The following is a 25,711-nucleotide window of genomic DNA, read 5'->3' on the forward strand; positions in this document are numbered from 1 at the left end:
CAAAGGCCTATACAACAAGCGCGCGACAAGTATTTGTCGCGCGCTTGTTGTATAGGCCTAGTCGTTGATGCGGGTAGCGGGCAGCACCACCGTGAAGGTGGTGCCCACGCCGGGCGTGCTGCTGGCATCTAGCATGCCGCCTTGCTGCTGCACCAGGGAGCGAACCATGTAGAGGCCCAGGCCAGCGCCCTCGCCCTCGGCCGTGAGGCGAGTGAAGGGGCTGAACAGCCGCTCTTTATCCCGCGTGAGGTCGATGCCGATGCCGTTATCGGTTATGGTCAGTACCACGGTATTGTCGCGGCTGCGGCTGCTCAGGTGCACCACCGGCGGCCGATCGGGGGCGCGGTACTTGAGGGCGTTGTGCAGCAGATTCTTGAGAATGCTCTCCAGATAAGCCGGGGGGCATACCACCACCGGCGCCCGGCTGAAATCGGCCGTAATGACTCCATCCTGGGCCTGTATATAACCGATAAGGTCGGTGTAGACGCGGCTGAAAATCGTTTGCAGCTCTACCTTCTCGGCGGGCGGAGCCACCGTGTGCTGGCTGCGCAGGATTTCCAGCAACCCCGATACGGTGCTCGTGAGCCGGTGCACCTCCTTGCTCAGCAGCGACATCACATGTTCCTGCGCCGTGCCAGCGGGCTCCTCGTGGTACACTTCCAGCAGGCTATGCAAATTATTGACTGGTCCTTTCAGGTCGTGAGCGGCAATGTGCACGAAGGTGTCCAGGGAGTTATTGGCCTCTTGCAGCGCCTGGTTAAGGCGGTAGGCCTCGTAGGTGGCTGCGGCGTGGTTGAGAGCCCGCCCGGCGTAATCGGCTACCAGGGAGAAAAAGCCTTGATAATCGGCATTGAGGGGGCGCCGGGCGCTCAGGCCCACCACAAGGATTTTGTCTACTATCTGGTCGGCCTCATGTAGCCGCAGGGGTAGCATAAGGGCCTGTCTTGGGTCCACGGCCCATTCGCCCTCCGGCCAACTTCCGAAGCGGGCAGCCAAATCAGCAACCAGTACCGGCTGGCGGGAATACAGCGCTTCGGCCATCGGCCAGTACCGATCGGAGGAGAGAGGGATAGTGCTGGGAGCCGTGGGCTCGCCGGCGGGTAGGCCAAACCACCCCGTTAGGTGGGCCAGCTGAGCCGGTTGATCGATGCTATACAGCAACGCAAACGGAATATCCTGCGAGTCGGTAGCCAGGGAAGCTACCAAGTGCTGAGCGGCTTCTACGGGTTTGGTGGCCAGGGCAGCGTGGGCCATCAGGGAGCTGAACATAGCCAACCGTCGCTGGTTCAGCACCGTGGTAGTGGTTTCTATGGCCGTCACGAAGATGCCGGCCACTTGCCCGCTTTCATTACGAATGGGGCTGTGGCTGAAAGTGAAGTACGTTTCTTCGACGAATCCCTGCCGGTTGGGTAGTACCAGCTGGTTTTCAAAATGCGTGGTATTGCCGGCCCACACCTGATCGAAGATAGGCGTCAGAAAAGGCCACATTTCGCTCCACCAAGCCTGCGCCGGCTGGCCCAGCGCGCCAGGGTGCTTGCCCTGTAGAATGCTGGCGTAGCCATCGTTGTAGAAATGAATCAACTCCGGTCCCCAGTGCACCATCATCGGAAAGCGCGAGCCGAGCATAATCTGCACGGCGCTAATCAGGCTTTGCGGCCAGTCAGCCACTGGCCCCAGCTTGGTTTGGGACCAATCGAGTGTTCTGATTCGCTCGCCCATTTCCCCGCCTCCCGTAAATAGGATATCTGCACTCATATGACTGTAAAGTTGCGTGTAGTACAGCGGTTGCCAAATTGGTAACAGTATACGAAGCAAAAGTAGGCAGCCAACACGAAGCAACCCGCACGTTTTACGTTACATAGTGTTGAGTTGGCGCAGAAGGCGGAATATTTACCGTGTAGAACCCGTATCTACCCCCACTTGCAGGCGCGTTTGGGCAGCCACCGGCAGGGCGCTCAGCAGATCCAGCCCCGTGGCGGCTTCCAGGGCGTCTACGCTCACGCGGTACTGGCCCCAGTTGGGGCTCACACTGTTGTCGTTAGGGGTGTCGATGGCGATGATGCGGGCCTGCCCGGCCGCGATACGGCGCAGATCGTCAGTGCCTTCGGGTAGCACCACCAGCACCTTCCACACGCGCTTGGGTACCGTCACGTGGCCCTGGTCGATGGTGGTGGCGGCGCCGTTGGCGCCTACCCCGCCCCGGCCGTAGCTGCCCATCACGATGTAGATTTCCTTGCCCTGCCTCACCAGGCTGCGCCCATATTCTTCCAGTGCCGACCACGTGCGCTGGTTGTTGTTGGGCGCCTGCGGAATCATGTTGGTCATCAGGAAAGTAGCCGAGTTGTCGTCGAGCGTGTAAGTGCGGTCGGCGGAGGGGCAGTTGTGGCCTTTGTCGAAGCCCGAGCCAGAGTAGCTTTTCGGCGTCACTTGGTAGAACTGCCGAGGTAGGGCGGGGTCGGGGCGGAAGTCATCCTGACGCGGAGCTGAGCCCATTTCGGCTTTGCTCAGGTGCCAGCTCACCCAGGTAGGCGTGCCGCGCTGGGCGTTGTAGCTTAGCGTGTACTGCGGCTTCACCAGCAGGTAATTATTCGGCGTGCTCAGGCTGGCCGTAGCCCCGCTGGGGTTGCCAAGGAGCAAACTAGGGTCTTGAGTGGGGGCTGAAGGGCTGGGCGACTGGGGGGTAGGGGTAGGTGAGGGGGTAGGCGAAGTAGGAGCGGGCGTAGAGGCAGAGCTGCCGTTGCTCAGCAGCTCAATGTCGTCAATATTCAGGCGGCCCTTGCCTGTGTCTGCCTTCCTGATTTCCAGACGAACCGGTCCTGCTTGCGGTACTGTGAAAGTAGTTGTCAGCAAGCCCGCACCAGCGGTGCGTACTGGCTGGCCTACCCGTGCGTAGCGCCGGCCGCCGTCCTGGCTCAGCCATAGCTCCCAGGTGCTGGCGGGGTCGGTGCCGTAGCTGGCGCTGCTGATGCGGATGGTGCGCACGCCTGTAGGCGCGTCGAAATTCATGCCCAGCCGGCCGCCTTCGCGCAGGCGCGCAGCGCGTTGGCCGTCCTTATGGTCCTGGTCCGACGTGCCAATGAGTGCCTCCGCAAAGCGCCAGGAGCCGGAGGGTAGGGCCTCATCGGCGGTAGCGTAGGCGCCTTTGCTACCCGTCTCAAAGGTTTCGGTGAGGGGCGGGGCTGCCTGGGCAGTTGCGGTTTGGGCGGGGGTAGGGAGCACCACGGCCGCCGTGCGCGTTTCAGCAGATTGCTGGGAGCAGGCAAGTAGCGCTACAGGGAGAAGCAGGAGAAGTCGGGCCATAGCACGAAAGTACTAGGCTAGTTGGAGACTACCTCAGCAGTGCATCGTACTACACCTGTCAAATATGGTCTTTCCTTTCTTTAGCTGGTGTGCTGGCCTTAGAAACAGACAAGCAGGACTGCGACAATAGGCTTTAGATAGCCAGCAGACTACTTTTTGCGTCAATATGGCATCCTTGTCAGTAGCCAGGCAACTTAGTAGGGAGTTGAACAGTATGGCGTATATACCTAGCTGTTATCCTACTTTTGCCACGATTGGTACAACTTTCGCCTAGCGTAGGATAGCAGTGTGCTTCCATCTAACGAAGCCGGTGCTATTGTTCTGTTTTCCTACCCTCTCTCCCTGTTTGCCATGTCACTCGTCTCTTTCTTTGCTCGCCATGCCCGCCTCGGTGCGCTGGGCTTACTGCTGCCCCTGGCAGGTTCCACGGCCTTTCGCTCGCCCCAACAAACCAAACAAGCCAAACAGCCCGATCCGCAGGTGATTGCGCAGTTCGGTCTGCTCAATAATCCAGCCTTGCAGAAGTTTATCGACGTGAAAGGGCAGCAGATGGCCGCCGTATCCAACCGCGCCGATTACGGCTACAACTTCACCATCGTCGATTCGCCTGTTATCAACGCCTTTGCTGCGCCTGATGGCAACGTGTACTTCACCCGCGGCATTATGGCGCACTTCAACAACGAGGCGCAATTTGCCGGGGTGCTGGGCCACGAGATTGGGCACATCACGGCCAAGCACGGCCAGAAGCAGCAAACGCGCTCTACTCTGGCCACGGGGGCACTGCTACTGGGGTCCATCTTTTCGAGCCGCATAGCGCAGCTTGCCCAGCCGTTGTCGCAGGGGGTAGGGCTGCTGTTCCTGAAGTACGGCCGCGACGATGAGCGCGAGGCCGATAAGCTGGGTGTGGCCTACAGCACCAAAATCGGCTACGACGCCAGCAACATGGCCGATTTCTTTCAGACCCTGCAACGCGAGCAGGCCGCCAGCGGGGCCGATGCCGTACCGGATTTCCTGTCGTCGCACCCCAACTCTGCCGACCGCTACACCACCGTGAAGCAACTGGCAGCCAATGCCAAACGGCAAACCGGCAGCCGCGCCCTCACCGTCAACCGCAACTCCTACCTGCGCTTGATTGAAGGGCTGCCTTATGGCGAAGACCCGCGCCAGGGCTTCGTGGAAGGCGGCGTGTTCTACCACCCCGATCTGAAGTTCCGCTTCCCGATTCCTAGTGGCTGGAAGTCGGAGAACTCGCCTTCGCAGTTCCAGATGGCCGAGCCCAACGGCAAAGCTGTGCAAATCCTGACCACGGCTGGCAACGGCACCCTTGAGGCCGCCGCCCAAAGCCTAGCCGAGCAGCTGAAGTTGCAGTCGCCGCAGGCTTCGCGCACCACCATCAACGGCTTTCCGGCGGTGGCTATCCAAGGGAGCCAGGTAGGGCAAGACCAGCAAACCGGCCGGCAGAGCATCACGGCCAGCACGCTTTCCTACGTGATTCAGGATGGCAAAATATTGTATGCCTTCATTGGTTTGTGCGCGCCCAACACGCTCGATACCTACGGCCCCAGCTTTCAGCGCACGGCCCAGGGTTTTGCCCGCCTCACCGAGGCCAGTAAGCTGAACCGTCAGTCGGAGAAAATCCGCATCAAGACCGCCAAAGCCGGCCAGACGCTCGCGCAGGCTTTCGCGGCCAATGGTATTCCCAGTAAACGCTACGAGGAACTAGCCATTCTGAACGGTATGAAAACCACGGATAAGCTCAGCGCGGGCACGCTCTATAAGGTGGTAGGCAAGTAGGACCGAACCCTGCCTGCCCCAAGTGGCCCCCGGCACGCCGAAATGGTAGTTTCAGCGTGCCGGGGGCTTTATATATCCGTAGAAAAGGCATGATGACCAATTTTGCCTGATGCGGTTCTTTCTTTACCTCTTCTTTCATGCATTTTTTTAAACGGATTGCCGGCTACCTGTTGGCAGTGGTGGGTACGTTGGCCCTGGTAGTTACCCTGCTTTCGCTATTCAACGCATCAGTGTGGTGGCTACAGGTGCTCGATTTTTTTCGGTTTCAAACCTTGATTCTGCACGCGCTGGTGTTGCTGGGACTGGTGCTGCTGGGCTGGCAACGCCACCGCACGGCGCGCCTGCTGCTGCTAGTAGGCACGGGGGTAGGGCTGGCGTTGCAGGCGCATTTGCTACTGCCGTATTCCCCGCTGGCTACCCGGCCTGTGCCCGATGCCACGCCTGCCCAGGCCAGCAATCCGGCGGGCCGCCTGCGCCTGCTCGAAATCAACGTGTACATGAAAAACCGCAAGGCCGCGCCGCTGCTCCAGCTGGTGCGCGACGTGCAGCCCGACGTGCTGCTGGCCGTAGAAACCGACACGTGGTGGGTGCAAGCCCTGCGCCCCCTGCAACCGCAGTACCCCTACCGCTTAGAGCTGCCCCGCGACAATACCTACGGCCTGGTGCTGTACTCGCGCCTGCCGCTGGTAGACCCACAGGAGCAAATTCTGCAACAGAAAAACGTGCCCTCCATCCGTACCGGCCTGCGCCTGCCCAACGGCCGCGTGGTTACGTTCTACGGTGTGCATCCTACCCCGCCCTTCCCCGACAACTACCCCAACAGTGTGGGCATGAAGGACGTAGCCCTACGCAAAGTAGGCCGCATGGTGAAGCAGGAAACCCGCCCCGCCCTCGTGTGCGGCGACTTCAACGACGTGTCCTGGTCGCACACCACGCGCATGTTTGAGGCCGATGGCGAGCTGTATAACGTGAACCTGGGGCGCGGTCTGTTCAACACCTTCGATGCCCACTGGTTTCCCATCCGCTGGCCCCTCGACCATCTGTTTGTCACCAAACAATTTCGGCTAGTAGAGCTGAAACGCCTGCCCAGCGTCGACTCCGACCATTTTCCTCTGTATGCGGAATTGGTGCTGGTAGACTAAACTTAGAAGCCCACCACTATCCCCCGCCGCAACGGATAAAGGTGTTGCTACCCAGTGCTGTCTACGCCCACGCCCGGCGCAAAAAACGCAGCCAGTTGCCGTGCAGCACATTTTCGATGTCCTGATCGGAGTAGCCGCGCTTGGCTAGCAAGTTGGGTAGGCGTTGCAGATCGGCAATGGTTTCGAGGTCGTAGGGGCACTGCTCGCGGCCGAAAGCGCCGTCTAGGTCGGAGCCGATGCCCACGTGCAGGGTGTTGCCGGCCAGTTGGCAGATGTGGTCGAGGTGGTCGACTACCACCGCCAGGTTGCAGCCCATACCTACCGGCGTCGACTCGCCCCGTACCCAGCCGGGTACCATCATCCAAGCGTCCAGGGCGCCGCCAATCACGGCTCCGCGGGCTATTAGGGCCTTAAGTTGCTCGTCGCTATACTGGCGGTTGTGGTTGACCAGGGCGCGGCAGTTGTTGTGACTGGCCCACACCGGCCCGTTGAAGTGGTCGAGAGCTTCCCAGAAACTGTCGTCGCACAGGTGCGTGGCATCCAGAATAATGTTGAGGCGCTCCATCTCGCGCAGCAAGGCGTGGCCGTTTGGTCCCATGTGGCCGGTAGCGTCGGTGCCCTGGGCGTAGCGGCCGGGGCCGTAGTGGGCCGGCCCCACAGCCCGCAAGCCAGAGCGGTGAGCCTGTTCCAGATAGTCCACCGTTATCAGCGAGTCGGCGCCTTCCAGGCTCAAGATGTAGCCGATGGGCTTGGTTTCGGCGGGCATATTATCGTCTGCCCACAGGGTTAGGTGTTGCTCCAGAGTAGACAGGTTGTGCACCTGCACCATTTCGCCGGCGGCTTCCATGGCTTGGTACCACGCCAACTGGCCTTGGGTTTGGGCCCAGGCCTGGGCGGGCGAGTGCCAGCCGGGCAGCGGGTTGTCGGGCGCCACGAAGCGGGCAATTTGGGTGGCTACCACCAGCCCAATGTGGCCCCGGCGCAGCTCGGGCAGGCTCACCACGGCGTTGCCCCGGTCGGGCTTGTCGGTGAGGCCGGCTTCGCGGGCGTTGAGGGCGGCCACGGGCTGGGTCAGGTCCCGATTCCACTCCAGCGCGTTCATGCTCAAATCCAGGTGCGCATCGACTATCAGCATAAGCTATACGGTAAGAGTCCGGCCGCGCGCGACGGTTTGCCACGTCGCAACCGGTTGGTGATGTTGAATGACGACGGCCTGCTCGTAGAGCGCCACCGTGGGGCAAATGTGGTGGGGCAGGCCGTAGAGCAGGTCGCCTACCCGGTATGGATGTCCGGGGCCAGCTTCCAGCACGAGGTGTTCTTCGCTGTGCCCAACGGGCCGCAATTCGGGGGCGTTTAGGAAGGTCACGCGCTTGTCCAGCGTGTTTTCCGAGGCAATGGCCTTGTGCCCCAAATCCACGCACAGAGTGGTAGGGGTAGGCAGCGACACCACTCGCGTAAGCACCAGGGCCGCCGGCTCAAACGGTTGCTCCGCGAATGCCTGCCCGTAGCCCCCGTCCCAATAGATGAACGTGCCAGGGCTGCATTCCACCCCCAGCCGCGCCGCGTGGATGGGGTAGGTAGGCGTGCCGCCCGCCACCACAATGGAATGAAATCCAGAAGACTGCAATTGCGTTACCAATTCCTCCACCGGCGCAAACGCTGCGTGACAGCGCGCCGTGCGCTCGGCCAGATCCGGTTCGTGAATGTGGCCGTCGTAAGCGTGCAGCCCGGCCACGTGGAGGTGGGGTAGGGCGGCGCACTGCTGGTACAGCGCAAACGCCGCAGCCGGCGCAATGCCTGAGCGGTTCATGCCTACGTTCAAATCCAGAAAAACTGTAACGGTTACGCCACTGGCGGCGGCTAGCTCATCGAGGTAGCGTGCGGTTTCGTACTGATCTACCAAGCAGGAAAACCGGGTGTGCGGGTAGCGTAGTACCAGTTGAAGAAAGCGCTGGGCTTTAGGCCCCACGGGCTGGTAGGCCAGCAGCACATCGGGGGCGTGGCAGCCGGCCAGCATCTCGGCTTCGGCAATAGTGGCGCACTTGAATTTGTGGATGCCAGCGGACATCATCAGCCGTGTGGCTTCCGCACTCTTATGCGTTTTTATGTGCGGCCGCAGCCGGGCTACGTCGTCAATACTCGCCGTGAGCTGGGCCAGATTGCGTTGTACCCTATCCAGGTACACCACTAGGGTAGGCGTATCCAGCTGGTCGGGGTTGTTGAGGCGGAACCAATCTTCTGGCATAATAGGGAGAGGTAGGGGAAGCAAGTTGGGTGGGGTAAGATGATTACGCCAGCTCAAACAGCGCTTCAATCTCCACCGGAATGTTATCCGGCAGCGAGCCGAAGCCCACGGCGCTGCGCACACCTACGCCGTTTTCGGGGCCCCACACCTGCGCAAACAGCTCGCTGCACCCGTTGATGATGTAGGGATGCCGCTCGAAATCGGAGGTGCAATTCACCATGCCCAGCACCTTGATCACGCGCTTCACCTTATCCAGGCTGCCCAGGTGGGTAGCGATGGTGGAGAGAATGGTGAGCCCTACCTGCCGGGCAGCCAGCTTGCCCTGCTCCATATCCAGGGCGTCGCCGATGCGGCCGATAATCAGGCTCTTATCATCCTGCACCGGGCCGTGGCCGGATACGTAGAGGTACTTGCCGTCGATGAGGTAGGGCTTGTACACACCCAGGGGGGTAGGGGCGGGAGGTAGGTTCAGTCCCGTGGCGGCAAAGTTTTCGGAAGGAGTGGACATGGTAGAAGGATTGAGTTTTACGTGTTGAGTTTTGAGTGGCATTTAAGTGGAATGGTTGACGGTAGTTTGAGTCAACCTGAACGGTGTAGAGACGCATACTTGCGTCTTACCGTCCGCGCCGCATGGCCGATGTCGTTCAACGACGAGACGCAAATATGCGTCTCTACACCGTTCACTAGTTATATAAGATAACCAACAGACGTAGTTGTCGCTACACCAGCGCATCCAGCACCAGCACACCCACCAGCCCCAGGCCGCCCACCAGGGCTTCCATCACGGACCAGGAGCGAAGCGTGTCTTTCACGCTCACGTTGAAATATTCCTTGAATAGCCAGAAGCCCGAGTCGTTGACGTGCGAGAACATCAGGCTGCCAGCGCCCACGGCCAGCACCATCAGGTTGGGGTTGGTGTGCGTCTGCACCAGCAAAGGGGCGATGAGGCCGGCGGTAGTGAGGCCCGCCACGGTGGCCGAGCCCACACAAGCCCGAATGATGGCCGCCATCAGCCAGCCCAGCACCAGCGGGGGGAGGGCCACGTGCTGGAGCTGCTCGGCAATGGCCAGGCTAGCGCCGCTGTCGGTGAGTACCTGCTTGAGCGCCCCCGAGGCTCCAATGATGAGCAGAATCATGCTGATATCCTTCACGGCGTCGCCGTAAATGCCCATAATCTGCGGCATGCTACGGCCCTGTTTCAGCCCCAGTGAGTAGGTGGCGTAGGCCACGGCCAGCAGCATCACCACCGACGGCTGCCCCAGCAGGGCCATCAGGCGCTGGAAGGGTAGGCCCGTCAGAAAAGGATAAACGGCGGCCAGCATCAGCAGCAGTACCGGCAGCAACGCCGTGAAAAAGCTGTTGGCCGTACCGGGTGGGTTGGCGGCGGGCGTGGTAGCGGCAAACGCCTGCAAGGGCTGGGCCACAATGCTCTTGAGTGTGCGGGCAAACAGCGGCCCAGCAATGATGATAGTAGGGATGGCCACAGCCAGGCCGTAGACCAGCGTCAGGCCCATATTCGCCTCAAACTGCACCACCAAGGCCGTAGGCGAGGGGTGGGGGGGTAGGAAACCGTGCGTGACCGACAGGGCCGCCAACATAGGCAGCCCGATGTAGATAGTAGGTAGTTTGTACTGATACGCCACCGAAAAAATGAGCGGTACCAGCAGCACAAACCCAATGCCGTAGAACAGCGGAATGCCAATCACGAAGCCGGCCACCACCATGGCCCACTGAATGTAGCGCGGGCCGAAGGCGCGCATCAGGGCGGCGGCCAGCTTTTCGGCGGCGCCGCTTTCGGCCAGTAGTTTGCCCAGCATGGCCCCGAAACACAGGATAATCACCAACGAGCCCAGCGTATCGCCAATGCCCTTTTCAATGGATTTCGGAATATCGGCCAGCGGCATGCCCAGCACCACCCCGGCGACTACGGAAATTAGCAGAAAGGCCGAAAACGCGTTGATTTTACCAACTGCTATCAGCAAGACGAGGCCTACAATGCAGAGCAGAACAAGAGCGAGGGTCATGAGATTTTAGTTTACGTACAGCTCATCTACCAGCAGCCAGGCCTTGCCGCCCGCCCCGTACTCCCCGGCCGGAATAGTACCCTGGTTGAGGGCCGTAACTCGGACGTAACGCCCCGCCACCGGGGCAATGGTGGCGCACACCGGGTTGATGCCGTTTGCGGGAAACTGCGTGTGCCGGTACACCTCGCGGTAGTGCACGCCATCGGTGGAAACGGCGAAGACCAGCGCAGTAGGCGGCCACATTTTTTGCCAGTGGTAGTTGAGCACGTGGGTGCCCAAGGTACGAATCTGCTGCACATCGCCCAGATCCAGGGTCGCTACCAGGTCGGTGCCGCTGAAGCCGTACCACTGCCCTTCGTTGTAGCGGGGGCTGCCCGCTACCCCATTCACCAAGCCCCACAGCGGGCGGCCCTGGTGGTAGCTGCCCGCCACCGGGTAGGCCAGCGCGACGGGCTTGCCAGTGGAAAGCCCCAGGGTGAACTCCCGCCGGTAGACAGGTTGCACCTGGGTAGGGCCCTCAAACACAGTGGCCTGCACCACGCAGCTCTGTCGAATGGCCAGCGGTGCCTGGTAGACAGGGCTTTGCGGGGTAGGCGCGCTGCCATCGGTGGTGAAGCGGATGACCCCGTTAGCTGCGGTAGTGCGCAGTTGCAGCATGGGTAGCCCTTTGGGGCCAGCCCAGAGCGAATCGGTCAGCCAGTCGTAGGTGCGGGAAGGCGCCACACCTTGGGCGTGTAGCACAGCATTGTGGGTACGCACGCGTTGCAGGAACGCGGGGTAGTTGCGCCCGCCCCCCGGCGACCACGCTATTTCGGCCAGAGCCAATAGTCGCGGAAACACCATGTACTCCAGCTTGCCGGGCGTGGGCATGTATTCGGTCCAGACGTTGGCCTGCACGCCCCGCACGTGGCGGGCCTGGGCGGGCGTTAGCTCGGTGGGCACGGGCTCGTAGCGGTAGAGCTGCTGCAAGGGCGTGTAGCCGCCGGCCGCCAGCGAGTCGGTGGGGTAGAGGGTTTGGAAATAGTCGAAGTAGACCTGTTTTTCGGGCGTCATCACCACGTCGTGGCCCAGGCGCGCAGCCTCAATGCCGCCCTGCTCGCCGGTCCAGCTCATCACGGTGGCCGCGGGGGGTAGGCCGCCTTCCAGAATTTCGTCCCAGCCCAACAGCCGCTTATTCAGCGTAGCCAGGTGCCGACCGATGCGCCGCATGAAGTAGCTCTGCAACTCCCGCTCGTCGCGCAGGTGCTCCTCCTGTATGCGGCGCTGGCACTTGGGGCAGGCCCGCCAGCGGGTTTTGGGGCATTCGTCGCCGCCGATGTGCAGGTATTGGCCTGGAAACAGCGCCGCTACTTCGTCCAGTACATCGGTCAGAAAGGTGAACGTGGCCTCATTGCCGGCGCAATACACGTCATCAAACACGCCCCAGAAAGTAGCAGTATGGTAGGGGCCGCCCGTGCAGCCCAGCTCGGGGTAGGCTGCCAGCGCCGCCGAGGCGTGCCCCGGCATTTCAATTTCGGGGATGATGGTGATGTGGCGCTGGGCGGCGTAGCGCACCAGTTCCCGCACCTCCTCCTGCGAGTAGTAGCCGCCGTAGCGCTGCCCGTCGAAGCGGTGGGGTAGGTCGCGCTTGTGTCCAATCAGGGTTTCGTCGCGGTAGGCAGCCACGGTTTGCAGGTGCGGGTACTTCTTGATTTCAATGCGCCAGCCTTGGTCGTCGGTCAGGTGCCAGTGAAAGGTGTTGATTTTGTAGAACGCCAGTACATCGAGCCACTTTTTAATAGTGTCCACCGGAAACATATGCCGGCTCACATCCAGGTGCATGCCGCGGTAGGGAAAGCGCGGATAGTCGGTGATGGTGCAACCGGGCAGCGATACGCGGTTAGCCTTGCCGGGCGGTACCAGCTGGCTTAGCGTCTGCAAGCCGTAGAACACGCCCGCCTCGTCGTGGCCGGTCACTGTCACGCGGCGTTGGTCGATGGTGAGCGTGTACCCTTTGGACTGCGGCACGGCCGTGCTGTCCAATTGCAGCACTAGCACATCGGTACGCCGCTTCGTGGGCTTTAGCTCTAAGACCATCCCGCTCACCTGGCGCACGTATTGCCGAAAGCGGGTAGCTGGCCCGGCCGATAGGCCAGGGCCTACTCGCAACGCTGTGTGCCGGCTAAGGGTGAACACCTGCCCGGTGGTAGTGGCCTGCACCGGCCGCGGAAGTAGGGGCAACTCGGTGGCCTGTGCCTGGCTTGTGGGTAGCAGCCCTACCCACCCTAGCACTACCAGCAGTAGTAATATCCAGAGGCGGTAGGAAGAGGAAAGCAAGTGCAGCAAAATGGGGCGTTTAGGAAATACAGATAGGGGAGAGACACCCAAAGAGGGTCGCCGTTGCGCTTAAGGCCAGAATGTACCGCGCAGCGCTGCTTCGCAACTAGGCGCAAGAAGTGTAAAGGGGCAGCCGGGTTGCGAAGCAGCGCTGTGCGGTACATGCTACTAGTTTACCAGCTTGGTGTCGCCCTCCACGGCTACCCCGGTCTGCTCGGCCACAGCTTTGTACTCAATAGCGCCTTTGGTGGATTTTAGGGTGCCGGTGAAGCGGCCGTCGGGTCCTACTTTCACCCAGTCAGAATATTTCCATGGGTCGGCGTAGAGGGTTTCCACGCGGCCGCGGTAGGCGCGGTAGGCGAAGCGGGCGCGCGTCACCTGCTTGCCTTTGTAGTTGTAGAGACGGCCACTCAGGGCAGTGCCGGCAGTGCCGGGTTTGGCGGTGCCGGTTTCCACGGTTACAGCCTCGGCCATGGCGGGCGCTACGTGGTCGAGCTTGATGACCACGGCGTTGGGCCAGCGGTGGTCGTCGTAGATACGCTGGGCCTTCACCACCGATACCTCCAGGCCGTTGGTGGTCTGCTTGTGGCGGGCGCTCACGTCGAGGTTCGGCTTGTATTCCATGATTTTGCTGTTCTGGCCCAGCACGCTCACCGCGGTATTGGGTTGCGCCTTCACCGAGTGCAGCGTAAAGGTGCGCCGCTCGCCTTCCTTCCAGTCGGCCACGTCCGTCACGATGGCGTACAGGGCGTCACCCTTGGCGGTGAATAGCACGTTGTTTTCCTTGTTCACCACCCACGCGCGGGTGCTGTCGATGGCTTCGTGGTTGAGAAAATACCAAGCGGCCATCTCACGCAGGCGGTCTTCCTGCTCTTGGGGTAGGGCGCCATTAGGCTTAGGGCCCACGTTCAGCAGCAAGGAGCCGCCCTTTGAGCGAGCTTCTATCAGCAAATCAATCAGTTGGGTGCCCGATTTATACCGCTCGTTGGTGGGCTGGTATTGCCACGCCGTGCCAATGGTGATGGGCGACAGCCACGGCTGCGTGATGGGCGTGCCGGGTAGGGTTTGCTCGGGCGTTTTGATGGCCCCGCGGGTAATCAGAATGTTGGGCTGCAAGCGCCAGCAGGTTTCCTTCACCACTTCCTTGGGCTCACCATCAATAAAGAACACGTCAATTTTGCCGTAGTTGGTCATCAGCTCCTCGCACTGCCGACGATTGTAGTCCTCGTATTTCTTCGCCAGCGCCGCATCCATCTTCACATTGTCGCGGCTGATGGGCAAGTGGTTGGCGTGCAGGAAGTAGAAATCCTCGGGCGAGAAGTAGAAGCCCACGTCCAGCCCCGCGGCGCGGGTGGCCGTCACAAACTCCTTCAGCAGATCCTTTTTATAAGGGGTTTTGGTGATGTTAAAGTCTGTGGTTTTGGTGTCCCACATGCAAAAGCCCGCGTGGTGCTTGGTGGTGAACACAATGTACTTCATGCCCGCCAGCTTGGCCAGCACCGCTATCTGGTAGGGGTCGAACTGGCTGGGGTTGAAGGTCTTGGGTAACTCATTGAAAAACCGGTCGGCGTACTCATCCGAAGCGCCTACCAGCGAGTGGCTGATAACTACACCCAACTGCGCATCTACGCTGAAGTGGATAAACAAGCCCGCGGCGGTGTTTTTTAGCCATTGCTCGCGCTCGGGCTTGTTCAGATTGTAGCTGCTTTTCTCGTCGTCGTTCACCACGTCGTTTTGCGCTAGGGCAATGTGGCCGCCAAAGAGTAGAAAGAAGAGTAGACTGGTCCGTAGTATTCGATTCATGCGGAAAGCGTAAGGTGTCTGGGTGGAAACGTCGTGTAGGCGTGCCGTCTTGGCGGGCGCCTAACCCCCTCCCCAAAAAGGAGAGGGGACTAGCTTCTAGTATTCTACTTATCCCAATACACCCGCGTGAGCAACGTATTAGGGCCCTGGCGGGCAATGGCCGCGTTATAGGCCGCCGTGTTCAGGTTTTGCTCGGATACCGGGTACAGAAAGCGCCGCGGAAACTGGCCGCCGGTAGCATTGCCGGGGTAGTTGTTGGGCGTGAGGGCGGGGTAGCCCGTGCGCCGGTAGGTAGCAAAGGCCTCCTGCGCATCCGGAAAAATGCTCACCCAAAACTGCGTGTACACCTGCTGCATCTGCTCCTCAAAGCTGCCCGCTACCAACTGGTTGTTGTTCACGTACGCCGTAATCCGTTGGGCTGAAAGGGCGCCGTCGGTGGGGCTGATGATGGCCCACTGCCGCAGGGCTGCCCGCACGCCGTTGCTGTACAGGGTAGGGGCTGCCCCGCTCGACCATCCCCGCAGGGCGGCTTCGGTTTGCAGGAAATACGACTCGGCCGCCGTGAAAACCAGGCGGGGCGAGTTCAGAAGCAAGACCGTTTTGGGGTTTGGCTCACTCAGCTGGGCAAAGTTGGCGGGCTTGGCGCTCAGGTTGGCCGGCATGCCCTGCTGCTTGGCAAAGGCGGTGTCGGTCTGGTTGGGCGTGCCCCCGGTATACACCACCGAAATGATGCCCAGGCGCGGGTCGCGGGTTTGCTTGAGGTAGTCGATAAACACCTTCTGGTACTTGCCGCCCTCCTGGTTGGTATTGCCGTTAGCGGCAATGTAGTCGCTGATGAGCAGGTTGTACGCCAGCGGGTTCTGGTTGATAATCTGCCCACTAGCTAGGTAGTTGACCTTCGCAATGTCGATGTCTTCGGTAATCACGCCCCCGGCCAGGGCCTTGGTAGCCCAGGTTTGGGCGGCGGCCACATCTACTTTAGTCAGGCGCATACCCAGGCGCAACATCAGGGAGTAGGCAAACTTTTTCCATTGGGCGGTATTGCCATTGTAGAGCAGGTCGGCGGCACCGAAGGTCGGCTTGGCGGGGTCCAGGCTCGTGGCGGCTTCGTCCAGCTCCTTCAGCATATCGGCGTAAATGTCCTTCTGCGGGTCGTAGGCGGGGGTATACTGCGCGCCGGTGTAGCCCTGGTTGGCCTGAAAGTAAGGCACGTCGCCATACACATCGGTGAGGCGGCTGTAGCAGTACACCCGCCAGATGCGCGCCGCGGCCAGCATGTTTACCTTGGCGGGGTCGTCCTTCACGGCGTTGATGACCAGGTTTATTTCGTTCAAGGCATTGGGGTAGGCGGTGCTAAAGGCTGCCGACGACGAGTTCACCTGGCTGGCAATGTACTTGGAGCCAAACCCGGCCACATCGTTGAAGCTAGTGGTGTACTGCATGGTGCCCAGCAGCAAGTACAGCATGTTGGCTACCCCATCGTACTGCGCCTTGGTGAAGACGTACTCCGGCGTGATGGTGCCCACGGCGTTGGGGTTGGTGTTGATTTCCTCGAAATCCTTAGTACACGCGGTCAGCGTCAGCACACCAACCCCGACCAGTAGAACACACTTAAGGAAAAATCTATGCATCGTTGTGGGGGCTGAGAGTTAGAATTTCACGGACAAGTTCAGGCCGTACGAGCGGGTGCGGGGTAGGCCAATGGACTCCAATCCCTGGTAGTTGCTGTTGCTGAAGCTCTGCTCCGGGTCGAAGTTGGTGTGCTTCATCAGAATCAGCAGGTTGCGCGCCACGAAAGCAATAGTGGCCGATTGCAGCTTGAAGCTGCTGATCTGAAACGCCGGCAGGTTGTAGGCCAGAATCACCTGGCGCAGCTTGATAAAGCCGCCATCGTGCAGGAATAGCTCCGAGTAGTTCTTGTAGTTGTCGTAGTAGGCGCGCAGGCCGCTCACCGGCACCAAGCGGGAATAGGCGTCGCCGGTGCTTGTTACGCCTGTCAGCTGCAACCCATTTTCGCGGCCCGGTAGCGTCGATTTCAGCAGGCCCAGGCGCGTTTCGTACACTTCACTAATGGAGAATACCTTGTTGCCGAACTTGCCGTCGAGCAATACGTTCAGCGACAAGCGCTTGTAGCGGAAATCGTTGCTGAAGCCCATGGTCAGCGGTGCCACGCTCTTGCCCAGCGGTTGCAGGGCGGTAGCCACCGGGTAGCCGCTGGCCGCGTCGAACACGGTGTTGCCGTTTTCGTCCTTCTGAATACGGGTGCCCACAATCTCGAAGGCCGATTGCCCTACCGTGTTATTGATGTAGGCCCAGTTGCCCACCGTCGAGGCTAGGTTGATGGAGTTGATTCCCTCCACCAGCTGCAACACCTTGTTGTCGTTGTAGGCCAGGTTGTAGCTGGTGTTCCACGAAAAATTAGCCGTCCGAATAGGCGTGCCGCTCACCAGGGCTTCAATGCCGCGGTTGCGCACTTTGCCCGCATTCAGATACACGCTGTTGTAGCCCGAGGTAGGGCTAATGGTCGTGTTGACGATGTCGTTGTCCGTCAGACGGTTGTAATACGTCAGGTCGAGGCTGAGGCGGTTGTCCAGCAGCTGGGCTTCCAGGCCGCCCTCCGTGGTAGTCGATAGCACCGGGCCCAGGTTGGCGTTGGTAATACCCGCCAGGCCGGAGCCGGGCACGTTGCTACTCACGTTCTGCAACGGCCTACCTGAGCTGGGTACGTTGCTGTACGTCAGGTTCACGGCGTAGGGCTCGGGCGCGCCCTGCCCCACCTGGGCGTAGGCGCCGCGCAGCTTCACTAGGTTCACGGCGCGCGGCATGTCCACCACATCCGACACGATAAAGCTGCCGTTGATGCTGGGGTAGAACTTGCTGTTGTTGCTGGGGCTGAGCGTGGAGTACCAATCGTTGCGGCCAGTCACTGTCAGGAAAAACAAGCTCTTGTAGTTGAAATCGGCGGAGCCAAAAATCGAGTTCACATCCTGGCGCTGAGCCAGGGCGAGCGTAGTACCCGACGCCAGGTTGTTGTAGCTATAGAAAAACGGAATGGTGAAGCCCGTGCCTGCTTGGTCCAACTCGTTCAGCGACGAGCGCCGCTTATTAGTCCCGGCCAAAAACGACAGCCCTACCTCCTTAATCTGCTTATTATAGGTAAGGGTAGCCAAAGCGTTGGTTTCGCTCACATCCGATTTGATGCCCGCGTATTGCCCCGTAAGCGCGTAGAGCGTGCCCGTGGGCGTGATGTTGCGGTAGTTGTAATCGTAGTGGTCCTGGCTCACGGTGCCCTTTAGCACCAAGTTTTTCGCCAGCTCGTAGCTCAGCGAGGCCTGCCCGATAAAGCGGTTTTTACGGTCGTCCTGCTGGAATTTGTTGACTACGAAATAGCCGTTGGTGGCCACGCTGGCGTCGTTCCACACGGTTTCGTAGCCATTCGCATCATAGCCCGGCTTCAGCCAGCGCACGTCGGCACTATTGGCAATCATGTAGGGCGACCAGTTGGGGTTCGCTAGGGCGTCGCCGGCACTAGGGCGTTTGTTCGCCGTTTCGATGTTATACTGGGCCAAAGCCTCGTAGCTGAGCCGTGGGCTCAGCTTCCCGCTCAGGTTCAGGTTACCGGTTTTGCGGTTGTAAGTGCTGCCTGGCAGCTAGCCTTCACTATCCAGGTTCGATAGCGAAAAGCGGTAGGCAATGCCCTCGTTACCACCTGATAAGGCCAGCGTGTTGGTAAAGGTGCGCCCCAACTGGTAGAAGTGCTTGAGGTTGTCCTTCTGCGCCACGTAGGGGTGGGTCTGCCCGTCTACGCCCACATAGTCAGTGGAACCGTCGAGCCGCGCGCCCCACGACCGGCGCCCCGTCGATTGGGCGGCGGCCAGAGTAGTCGGCTTCACGCCCCCGTCGCCCTGTCCATACTCGTACTGAAACTCAGGAATAACAGAAATGGATTCGATGGTAGAGGTCGAATTGAATTCCACCCCGATACCCTTCTGCGCCCTACCTTTTTTAGTGGTAATCAGGATAACGCCGTTGCCGCCGCGCGAGCCGTACAGCGCCGCCGCGGTACCGCCCTTCAGCACCGTAATCGATTCAATATCATCGGGGTTGATGCTGGCAATGCCGTCGCCACGGTCCACGTTGGTGCCCCCGCCGTTGGCAGTAGGCGCCTGGCCCGGCACCGAGTTGTCCATGGGCATACCGTTCAGCACGTACAGCGGCTGGTTGTTGGCCGAGCCCGACAACGAACCGTTGCCGCGAATAATTACCCGGCTGGAGCCGCCTGGCCCCGTGGAAAGTCCCGCCACGTTCACGCCCGCTACCTTGCCGGTGAGGGCGTTGGCCACGTTGTTTTCGCGGGCTTGCACCAGGTCTTCACCCTTCACTTCGGCCACGGCGTAGCCCAAATCGCGCTTTTGCTTGGCAATACCCAGTGCCGTCACCACCACTTCGTCCAGGGTTTGGTCGCTCTTGGCGAGCTTGATGGTGAGGGGAGCCGCCCGATTTGTCACCGTCACCTCCATTTTGGCATACCCAATAAAGGACGCCACCAGCACCACGGGTTGGCCCTGGGAGGCAGGAGGGAGCTTCAGCTCAAAGTTGCCTTCGGTATCGGTACCGGTGCCAATTTGCGTGCCTTTCACCACCACCGTGGCGCCCGGCACACCCGAGCCATCCTCCAGCACCACCTTCCCCTTCACCACTTCATCGGCAAGTTGGGTGTTAGTTGAGGAGTAAATAACATACTGCTTAGCACCAATGCGCTTGAACTGCAAATGCACCGCAACCAGCAGCTGGGCCAGGCTATTTTCTGCTGTTCGTTTTGAACTGCCAAGGTCTGCAACAGCCGCTGCCACTACGTACTTATCATCCAGTAGGCCCTGTTGGAAAGCCACCTGAATCTGATAGCGGGACTTCAACTCGTCGATAGCCTCCCGCAACGGCTTTTTTGCGGTTTCGGCGGAGTATTGCCCCTGCTGATCATAGGACGATTTTTGAGGTGTAGTGTGTGCTGCAAACGCCACTTGCGCGTGGGTAGGAACACTCTTCAATAAAACGACCAGCAATGGAACGCACCACTTACCGGAACCCGTAGAGTCAAGTTTTCTCATGCAGTTAAATTGAAAGAGTTAGTGAACAATTATTTGTTTTCCATTTTGGTAGATGTTCACGTGTAAGGAGGTTGAAATAATTTCTAATAAGGGCGCTACCCCTGTAACCTGTATTTCTCCTTCGATTTTTAACTGCTTAATGGCGTTATCTGCGTATTTAATTTGGTAGCCATAAGAATCTTCTAACGTCTGTAAAATATCTACTAACCTAGCATTGGTAAAAACAAATTGCCGTTTCGACCATGTAGTTAGTTTTTCGGGATGAGCTAACTTTTGTTTAGCCGTAATGGTGTGGGCAGCATATTCTACATAGTCGCCTGGCGCTAAAACCATCGAGGTAGGCGCAGTTGCTGTTGTGTCGGTTAACTTAATTTTGCCCGATACTAATCCCACATCAACTTTTTTGCGGCGGTTGTACACATTAAATGTAGTTCCCAGTACCTCAATGGATAAATCGTGGCAATGCACTACAAAACGTTCGGTGGGCTTAATGTGCGCAGGGTCCGTATTGAGGTGTACTACTCGAAAAAAGCCTTCTCCTTGCAGCCATACTTCGCGACTGTTTTTCCCCCAGCCCCGCTGGTAAGTCAGCACCGAGTTGCCGTTTAGCAATACGCTCGTGCCGTCGGGCAGCACTACGGTTTTCAGCTCGCCAAACGCCGTTTGAAAACGCTGCTCCTGGTTGTACCAGAGTGCGAGAGAGCCTAGACCCACGGGTAGGGCCACGGCCGCGGCGCGCAGCACCCTCGCCAATCGGCGTCTGGGCATGGGTAGGGGAAGCTGCCGGGTAGGACGGGCTACTGGCCCTGCCTCCGCCGCAATACGCTGCCAAACAGCTGCTTGCCGTGCCTGGTTGGAAAACGTGTCCTGCGTTCGGTAAGCGCGAATAACACTGGTTGCCTCCGTCATGGCCACCTGTACAGCTGGGTAGCGCTCTGCTACCTGCCGCCAGAAGTAGGTAGACTCGGCTGTGGGACGAAGCACCGCAGCAACGAAGTCATCGTCTGCCAGTAGGTCGGTTGTGGTGAAGGAAGCGTATTTGGCAAAATCCATAGAAGCGCACGAACTGTACACTTCCTATAGACTTGGGGGGTACTGAATTATCCCTCCCCCAGAAGAAAAAATAAGAAAAACATAACGATGACGTAACGACAATAGAAATTTATTTGCCAAATAAATTGAATATCAACGCATTATGTGTTGTAAGGAAGTGCTGGATTACCAGCCGCGTGAAAGCACTCAAACTGTGGCGTTACTTGTTTAAGGCCACTTCCATGCTATGCAACGCTTTGTAAAGGAGTTTATAGGCTGAGGATACCGTTATACCCATGATATCGGCAATTTCTTGATAATCAAAATCTTCGTAAAAACGAAGAAAAATAATTTCTTGCTGCCGGGGCGGAAGCTTAGTAAGGAAAAAATTAACCTTAGTTTGTAGCTCTTTTTCTTCTTCTCCTACTATTATTTGTTGATCGAAAGAAATTTCAAACAGTATTGAACTGTCATCGGAAAGCTCAACGAAGCGGGATTGATTTTGCGCTTTTCGAAGTAAGATATTACGTAGGGATTTGTATAAATAGTTTTTGACTGATACAGGAGTGCTTAGGTTTTGTCTATTAGTCCATAAGCCAATAAATAAATCTTGTATAGCATCTTCAATTAGAGTAACATTCTTAGTGAATTTATAGCCGTAATTATTTAATAGGGTAAAATGATGATCATACAAAGTAGTGTAAGCGCTCCAGTCACCTTGCTTGAAAAGATTCCATAACACCAATACTTCTTCAGTTGAAGGCATGAGAAATTAGTAGAATCAGAAATAAAGTTTGCGCGATGAATGGAGCCGTATGATACAGTAAAGCCTACTATGCCAACTCATAAATACCATTTAATTCAATGAATCTTAAATCCTGGTTAACTTTTTTTAATAAAAACAGATTGTAATGGTACTTTATTTATTTTGATATAATATTTTTTATAAAATTCGCAAGAAGTATGAGATGCTATAGTTGTGGTGCCGTGAGTCATTCCTGTTTAAAGCGGAAGTCCTGAACAGTACAGCTAACGGTGACACAGAAACTACCAAGTAACAGTGTAGCGTCGTGTAATAGCCATGTGTAGTACCGACGCATGTACCGTATCTTTGAAGCTTCTCCCGGCGCGCCATCACCCTCTTCGCGCCGGATCAAAGAAGTATGAGCTTATTCGATTCGGCGGCGAAACCTGTGCGGGCGGCCGTGGTGCACGTGTTTGCCACCGGCCCCTACCAGCCCGGCAACGGGCACGGGCTGCTGCACGTGGGCCTGCTGCCGCTGGTGCCCGATGCTCAGGTGCAAGCGTGGTTGTTGAACCCCGAGCGGGAGCATTCGGCGGCCGTGTTTCAGGCCTGCCGCATCAGCAACGAAAAAGCCGCCGAAGCCCCTACCTGGCTGGAAAGCAAAGCAGAGGTGCAAGTTGCTTTCGCGCAGTATGACGCCCTGCTGATCCTGGACCGCGCCGGGCAGCCCTCGCCCGAGCGCCTCTGGCTGGAGCAGGTGGTGCTGGCCGACATGCCGAAAGCGCCCATCTGCGTGGCTCTAGATGAGCTTCTGGCGTTTTTCCTACCCCACGAGGTGCTCGATGACGCCGACGACCTCAAGGAGAAGCTCCTCGCCGACAAAGCCTGGCGTGAGCGGCTCGGCTACGAAAAAAGCCTACCCCAATTGCCCTTCGTGCTGCACGCCATGCGCCGCAGCGTGCGTTGGGTGCTGGCCAGTCTGCTGCGCGTGCAGGGCGCCGGCAGCGGCTCCTGGCTGCCTGCCTACGCGTTGCTGCACAGCATTGTAGCCGATGCGACCCGCCGGCCGGTGGCCCTGCGCGGCTTCCGGCTGCTGCGCGCCCTGGCCCAGCAGCCTAATTGCTGCGACGATGCGCCCGTGCTCAGCGCGGCTGCCCCGCGCCGCCTACCCCAGCCTGCCCCGTTTCCTGAGCGCCCCCAGGCCCAGCAGGCGCAACAGCTGCTGCTGGAGTGGCTGGCCCGTTGGCGCGACCAGCCCGACGATGCTGCTACGCCCGGCCTGGGCATCAACCAGGTGCTCAAAGAAGAACACGCAACCGAAGCCTTTGCCGAGCTGCGCAAGCAGGTAGGCGCCGAGGAGTTGAAAGTACGCGAGCCCCAGCTGCGCTACGCCCGCTTCGTGGCGCGGGCCATTGCGGGCGAGGAAGGGCCGTATGCCCTAGAAGCCGGCACAGGTACGGGTAAAACCTTCGGCTACCTGGTGCCCGCGTTGGAATACCTGCGCATCGCACCCGGTGCGGCCGTGATTGTGGCTACGTCCACCAAAAACTTGCAGGAGCAGATGCAGCACGGCGAATTGCCGGCTTTGCTGCGTCAGCCCGATGGCAAGCGCGTGCCCCGCTATGCGGCCATTCGCACGGCCATGTTGAAGGGCAAGAACTGCTACCTCTGCGCCGAGGCGTTGGGTAGGAACTTCGAGGCCGGCTTCGAGCGCACCGCCGACTGGGCCGAGCGGCTGGCGTGGCTGTACCTGGCCTTGCGTCTGCGCGACACCCACGGCGAGGTAGAAAACATTGCGCCCCAAGTGGCCGACCGCCTCGGCGGGGCGTTGTTCGGGCTGTTGCGCCGCGTGACGGCCGACCGCGCCTGCCGCCACGGCAAGCTGCCCGACCGCACCGCCTGCGTGTACCCCGCTCACCGCAAACGCGCCGAGGAAGCTAATCTAATTATCGTGAATCACCACAAGCTGGCGCTCCTACCCCCTCAGTTGCTGGAACGCGCCAAGGTGTGCATTGTGGACGAAGCCGACCGTTTCCCCGACAACTTCCGCTCGGCGCTGGCCCGCACCTTCAACGCCCGTGAGTTGGTGGAGGAAATCGTGGAGCCGCTGCTGGGTGGCCCCAGCGCCGTGCCGCGCCGGCCGGAAGAAGCTGCTCCAACGGAAAAAGAGCGCACGCGCCGTCCGCCCGAAGGCCTGCTGCGTGAGCTGGACGCCCGTTTCAGCGACGAAGAATACGCCCTTTGGAGCAAAATCCCGCTCGACGAGCGCCCGGGTGCTACCGACGCCGAGCAGCGCGCCTACGAAGCCTGGGACGAAGCCCGTCTGCACGACCTCGTGAACCAGGCCGCCCTGCTGCACCAGGTAGCCGAAGCCATGCACGACACACCTGCCGCTGCCGATGCCCTCCATACGGCCCACTTGGCCTCAGCGGCCGCCGCTGCTGCTGCCGATCCGTTGCGCCGCCGTCGTGCACTACGCACGGTGCGGCAAGCGGTAGAGGCAGTGCGCGAGCCGTTGCTAGTGAGTCGGAATGCGTTGCAGGAGGTAGGGCAGCACTTTCTGCCAGCCGGACGAGAAGCGGTGCGGCTGCCGTTTCCGCTGGGCGAAACGCACTGGCAGGATGAGGTATGGGTACGTCCGGCCTACGGGGGTAGGGGAGGGCGCATGGCCCTGGCCGAGCCGCTGCAAGCTGCACTTCGGCCGCTGCTGGCGCCACTCACCGCCGCCGCCCGCGAGCTGGGCCTTATTGCCCGTCAGCTCGGCACGGCCCTCAACCTGGGCAATGCCGTGGACATGGACGAGGAAGAATCCGACTCGCCGCCCGACCACGACGAGCGCCTGCGCCTGCGCACCGTGCGCCTGGTCGATACGGCGCTAGGGCAGGTGGAAGTGCTCACGCGCCTGCTGGGGGAGTTCCCGTGCCGGGGCTTCGTGCCGGTGCTGGAGCGCACCCGCGACCACGACGAACTGGGCTGGAATCTCATCCGCAAGCCCTACGACCTCTGGCCCTACCTTACCACCCACGACCCTACCTCCCTGGCCGTGCTGGAGCAGTTGGAAGATGAATCAGCCGCCACCTTCGCAGAGCGCCAGGCCGTAGCCCGGCAGGCCGCCGGTCGCTTGGCCAACGAGCCCGCTACGCCGTTGTTCGACCTGTTTCGCACGGTCATCTTCACCTCCGCCACGCTGTATGTGGAGAATAAGCTCGACTACTTCCGCCGTCAGCTGGATCAGCGGGTGCCGTTTGTGGCAGAGGAGCGCATTGCTTCGGTGTTCGATTTCAAGGATGAGGAGCGTGAGCCGGTGTTGGGCAGCGTGCCGGCCTACCTGCCGCCGTTTCGGGCGGGGCTGACACCGGCGGCGCTGGAAAACTGGCGCGTGGCCCAGCTGCGCACGTTGCTGCCGCTGCTGGTGGCGTTGGAAGGCCGTACGCTGGTGTTGTTCACTTCCGTGGAAGACCTGCGCTTTGCCGCTGACTGGCTGGCCGCACCGCTGGCTGCGCACGATATCGAGCTGATTTGTCAGCGTGGGGCCAGCCAGTGGGAGATCCGGCGGTTTCGGCGGGTGGCGCAGTCGGTGCTGCTGGGGGTAGACCGCATGTGGACGGGCGTAGACTTCGCCGGGCCTACCCTCTCGCAGGTGATTGTGTGGCGCCTGCCGTTCCCCTCGCTCGGCGACGTACTTATCAGCCACCGCAAGCGCTACGAGGCCGACGACGTGTTCTGGAATCAGTTCTACCGCCCAGCGGCCCGCCTGAAGCTGCGCCAGGGTTTCGGCCGCCTCGTGCGCCGCGAGAAGGACCGGGGTGCCTTCGTCATCCTCGACGCCCGCGTGGCCGCTACTTTCTACGCCGACGTGCTGGAGGAACTGGAAATCCCCCTCACCCCCGACCCACACGCCCACGCCCTACTCACGCGCACCACCGGCCCGCTGCTGCATCTGCTCAAGCTCGGCACCGAGTTCCAGCGCCGTGGCCTGAGCCTGGAGAAGCTGGTGGGGTTGCTGGGAGGGTAGGAGAAAGGTTGGGGTAGGGGCGGCTTGCAGCCGCCCATCGTAAGAACAGGGTAGGAATAGAAAAATACCTGTCATCCTGAGCGGAGCGAAGGACCTTATGCCCGCAGAACGACACGCATACGCCCGTTCTGCGGGCATAAGGTCCTTCGCTCCGCTCAGGATGACAAACGACTCATATAAACTATTA

At 59.7% G+C, this 25,711-nt stretch carries 16 protein-coding genes; 3 read left to right on the forward strand and 13 right to left on the reverse strand.

Annotated features, from left to right (window positions below; genetic code table 11):
- Positions 1-57 precede the first annotated feature (57 nt).
- Both KYK14_RS07190 and KYK14_RS07195 read right to left on the reverse strand, forming a co-directional pair.
- On the reverse strand, positions 58-1,755 hold the full coding sequence (locus KYK14_RS07190; protein ID WP_185283348.1) for an ATP-binding protein: 1,698 nt from the start codon (positions 1,753-1,755) through the stop codon (positions 58-60).
- A gap of 135 nt (positions 1,756-1,890) precedes the next feature.
- Positions 1,891-3,300, reverse strand: coding sequence for a DNA/RNA non-specific endonuclease (locus KYK14_RS07195; protein ID WP_246601723.1), 1,410 nt, complete (start codon positions 3,298-3,300; stop codon positions 1,891-1,893).
- Between the two features lie 351 nt (positions 3,301-3,651).
- On the opposite strand from KYK14_RS07195, the gene KYK14_RS07200 reads away from it, so the two are divergent.
- Both KYK14_RS07200 and KYK14_RS07205 read left to right on the forward strand, forming a co-directional pair.
- Positions 3,652-5,094 carry a M48 family metalloprotease gene (locus KYK14_RS07200; protein ID WP_185283350.1) on the forward strand — a complete coding sequence of 481 codons (1,443 nt, stop codon included), beginning with the start codon at positions 3,652-3,654 and terminating at the stop codon, positions 5,092-5,094.
- A gap of 137 nt (positions 5,095-5,231) precedes the next feature.
- Positions 5,232-6,236 (forward strand): endonuclease/exonuclease/phosphatase family protein, encoded by a 1,005-nt coding sequence (locus KYK14_RS07205; protein ID WP_219158103.1) that lies wholly within the window; start codon positions 5,232-5,234, stop codon positions 6,234-6,236.
- A 61-nt stretch (positions 6,237-6,297) separates the two neighbouring features.
- On the opposite strand, the gene KYK14_RS07210 is transcribed toward KYK14_RS07205, so the two are convergent.
- From KYK14_RS07210 to KYK14_RS07260, 11 genes are all read right to left on the reverse strand, one after another.
- Positions 6,298-7,371, reverse strand: a complete 1,074-nt coding sequence (locus tag KYK14_RS07210) for a dipeptidase (RefSeq protein WP_219158105.1) — start codon at positions 7,369-7,371, stop codon at positions 6,298-6,300.
- Positions 7,372-7,374: 3 nt separating this feature from the next.
- Positions 7,375-8,481, reverse strand: a complete 1,107-nt coding sequence (locus KYK14_RS07215) for a D-TA family PLP-dependent enzyme (RefSeq protein ID WP_219158107.1) — start codon at positions 8,479-8,481, stop codon at positions 7,375-7,377.
- Positions 8,482-8,524: 43 nt separating this feature from the next.
- Complete coding sequence (locus KYK14_RS07220) at positions 8,525-8,989, reverse strand: RidA family protein (RefSeq protein WP_185283354.1); 465 nt, start codon at positions 8,987-8,989, stop codon at positions 8,525-8,527.
- A 211-nt stretch (positions 8,990-9,200) separates the two neighbouring features.
- Positions 9,201-10,505 carry a GntT/GntP/DsdX family permease gene (locus tag KYK14_RS07225; protein WP_219158109.1) on the reverse strand — a complete coding sequence of 435 codons (1,305 nt, stop codon included), beginning with the start codon at positions 10,503-10,505 and terminating at the stop codon, positions 9,201-9,203.
- 6 nt (positions 10,506-10,511) lie between these two features.
- On the reverse strand, positions 10,512-12,821 hold the full coding sequence (locus KYK14_RS07230; RefSeq protein ID WP_219158111.1) for a glycoside hydrolase family 20 protein: 2,310 nt from the start codon (positions 12,819-12,821) through the stop codon (positions 10,512-10,514).
- A 168-nt stretch (positions 12,822-12,989) separates the two neighbouring features.
- Positions 12,990-14,624 (reverse strand): alpha-L-fucosidase, encoded by a 1,635-nt coding sequence (locus KYK14_RS07235; RefSeq protein ID WP_219158113.1) that lies wholly within the window; start codon positions 14,622-14,624, stop codon positions 12,990-12,992.
- Between the two features lie 104 nt (positions 14,625-14,728).
- Positions 14,729-16,210, reverse strand: a complete 1,482-nt coding sequence (locus tag KYK14_RS07240; RefSeq protein ID WP_343217065.1) for a SusD/RagB family nutrient-binding outer membrane lipoprotein — start codon at positions 16,208-16,210, stop codon at positions 14,729-14,731.
- A 63-nt stretch (positions 16,211-16,273) separates the two neighbouring features.
- Positions 16,274-18,193, reverse strand: a complete 1,920-nt coding sequence (locus KYK14_RS07245; protein WP_219158117.1) for a TonB-dependent receptor domain-containing protein — start codon at positions 18,191-18,193, stop codon at positions 16,274-16,276.
- 81 nt (positions 18,194-18,274) lie between these two features.
- On the reverse strand, positions 18,275-19,732 hold the full coding sequence (locus tag KYK14_RS07250) for a TonB-dependent receptor plug domain-containing protein (RefSeq protein ID WP_219158119.1): 1,458 nt from the start codon (positions 19,730-19,732) through the stop codon (positions 18,275-18,277).
- Positions 19,733-19,750: 18 nt separating this feature from the next.
- Positions 19,751-20,785, reverse strand: coding sequence for a FecR family protein (locus KYK14_RS07255; protein ID WP_219158121.1), 1,035 nt, complete (start codon positions 20,783-20,785; stop codon positions 19,751-19,753).
- Between the two features lie 199 nt (positions 20,786-20,984).
- Entirely contained in the window at positions 20,985-21,530 is a 546-nt protein-coding gene (locus tag KYK14_RS07260) for an RNA polymerase sigma factor (protein ID WP_219158123.1), read from the reverse strand.
- A 397-nt stretch (positions 21,531-21,927) separates the two neighbouring features.
- Between KYK14_RS07260 and KYK14_RS07265 the strand changes: the two genes are divergently transcribed.
- A complete protein-coding gene (locus KYK14_RS07265) occupies positions 21,928-25,524 on the forward strand; it encodes an ATP-dependent DNA helicase (RefSeq protein ID WP_219158124.1) in 3,597 nt (1,198 codons plus the stop codon).
- Positions 25,525-25,711 lie beyond the last annotated feature (187 nt).

Source organism: Hymenobacter profundi, assembly GCF_019334315.1.
Taxonomy (GTDB): domain Bacteria; phylum Bacteroidota; class Bacteroidia; order Cytophagales; family Hymenobacteraceae; genus Hymenobacter; species Hymenobacter profundi.

Excerpts from the sequence above, each read along its gene's own strand:
- KYK14_RS07195 (WP_246601723.1), bottom strand. The coding sequence starts at position 3,300 with ATGGCCCGACTTCTCCTGCTTCTCCCTGTAGCGCTACTTGCCTGCTCC.
- KYK14_RS07265 (WP_219158124.1), top strand. The coding sequence starts at position 21,928 with ATGAGCTTATTCGATTCGGCGGCGAAACCTGTGCGGGCGGCCGTGGTG.
- KYK14_RS07205 (WP_219158103.1), top strand. The coding sequence starts at position 5,232 with ATGCATTTTTTTAAACGGATTGCCGGCTACCTGTTGGCAGTGGTGGGT.
- KYK14_RS07200 (WP_185283350.1), top strand. The coding sequence starts at position 3,652 with ATGTCACTCGTCTCTTTCTTTGCTCGCCATGCCCGCCTCGGTGCGCTG.
- KYK14_RS07260 (WP_219158123.1), bottom strand. The coding sequence starts at position 21,530 with ATGCCTTCAACTGAAGAAGTATTGGTGTTATGGAATCTTTTCAAGCAA.
- KYK14_RS07235 (WP_219158113.1), bottom strand. The coding sequence starts at position 14,624 with ATGAATCGAATACTACGGACCAGTCTACTCTTCTTTCTACTCTTTGGC.
- KYK14_RS07215 (WP_219158107.1), bottom strand. The coding sequence starts at position 8,481 with ATGCCAGAAGATTGGTTCCGCCTCAACAACCCCGACCAGCTGGATACG.
- KYK14_RS07250 (WP_219158119.1), bottom strand. The coding sequence starts at position 19,732 with ATGAGAAAACTTGACTCTACGGGTTCCGGTAAGTGGTGCGTTCCATTG.
- KYK14_RS07255 (WP_219158121.1), bottom strand. The coding sequence starts at position 20,785 with ATGGATTTTGCCAAATACGCTTCCTTCACCACAACCGACCTACTGGCA.
- KYK14_RS07210 (WP_219158105.1), bottom strand. The coding sequence starts at position 7,371 with ATGCTGATAGTCGATGCGCACCTGGATTTGAGCATGAACGCGCTGGAG.
- KYK14_RS07225 (WP_219158109.1), bottom strand. The coding sequence starts at position 10,505 with ATGACCCTCGCTCTTGTTCTGCTCTGCATTGTAGGCCTCGTCTTGCTG.
- KYK14_RS07190 (WP_185283348.1), bottom strand. The coding sequence starts at position 1,755 with ATGAGTGCAGATATCCTATTTACGGGAGGCGGGGAAATGGGCGAGCGA.
- KYK14_RS07220 (WP_185283354.1), bottom strand. The coding sequence starts at position 8,989 with ATGTCCACTCCTTCCGAAAACTTTGCCGCCACGGGACTGAACCTACCT.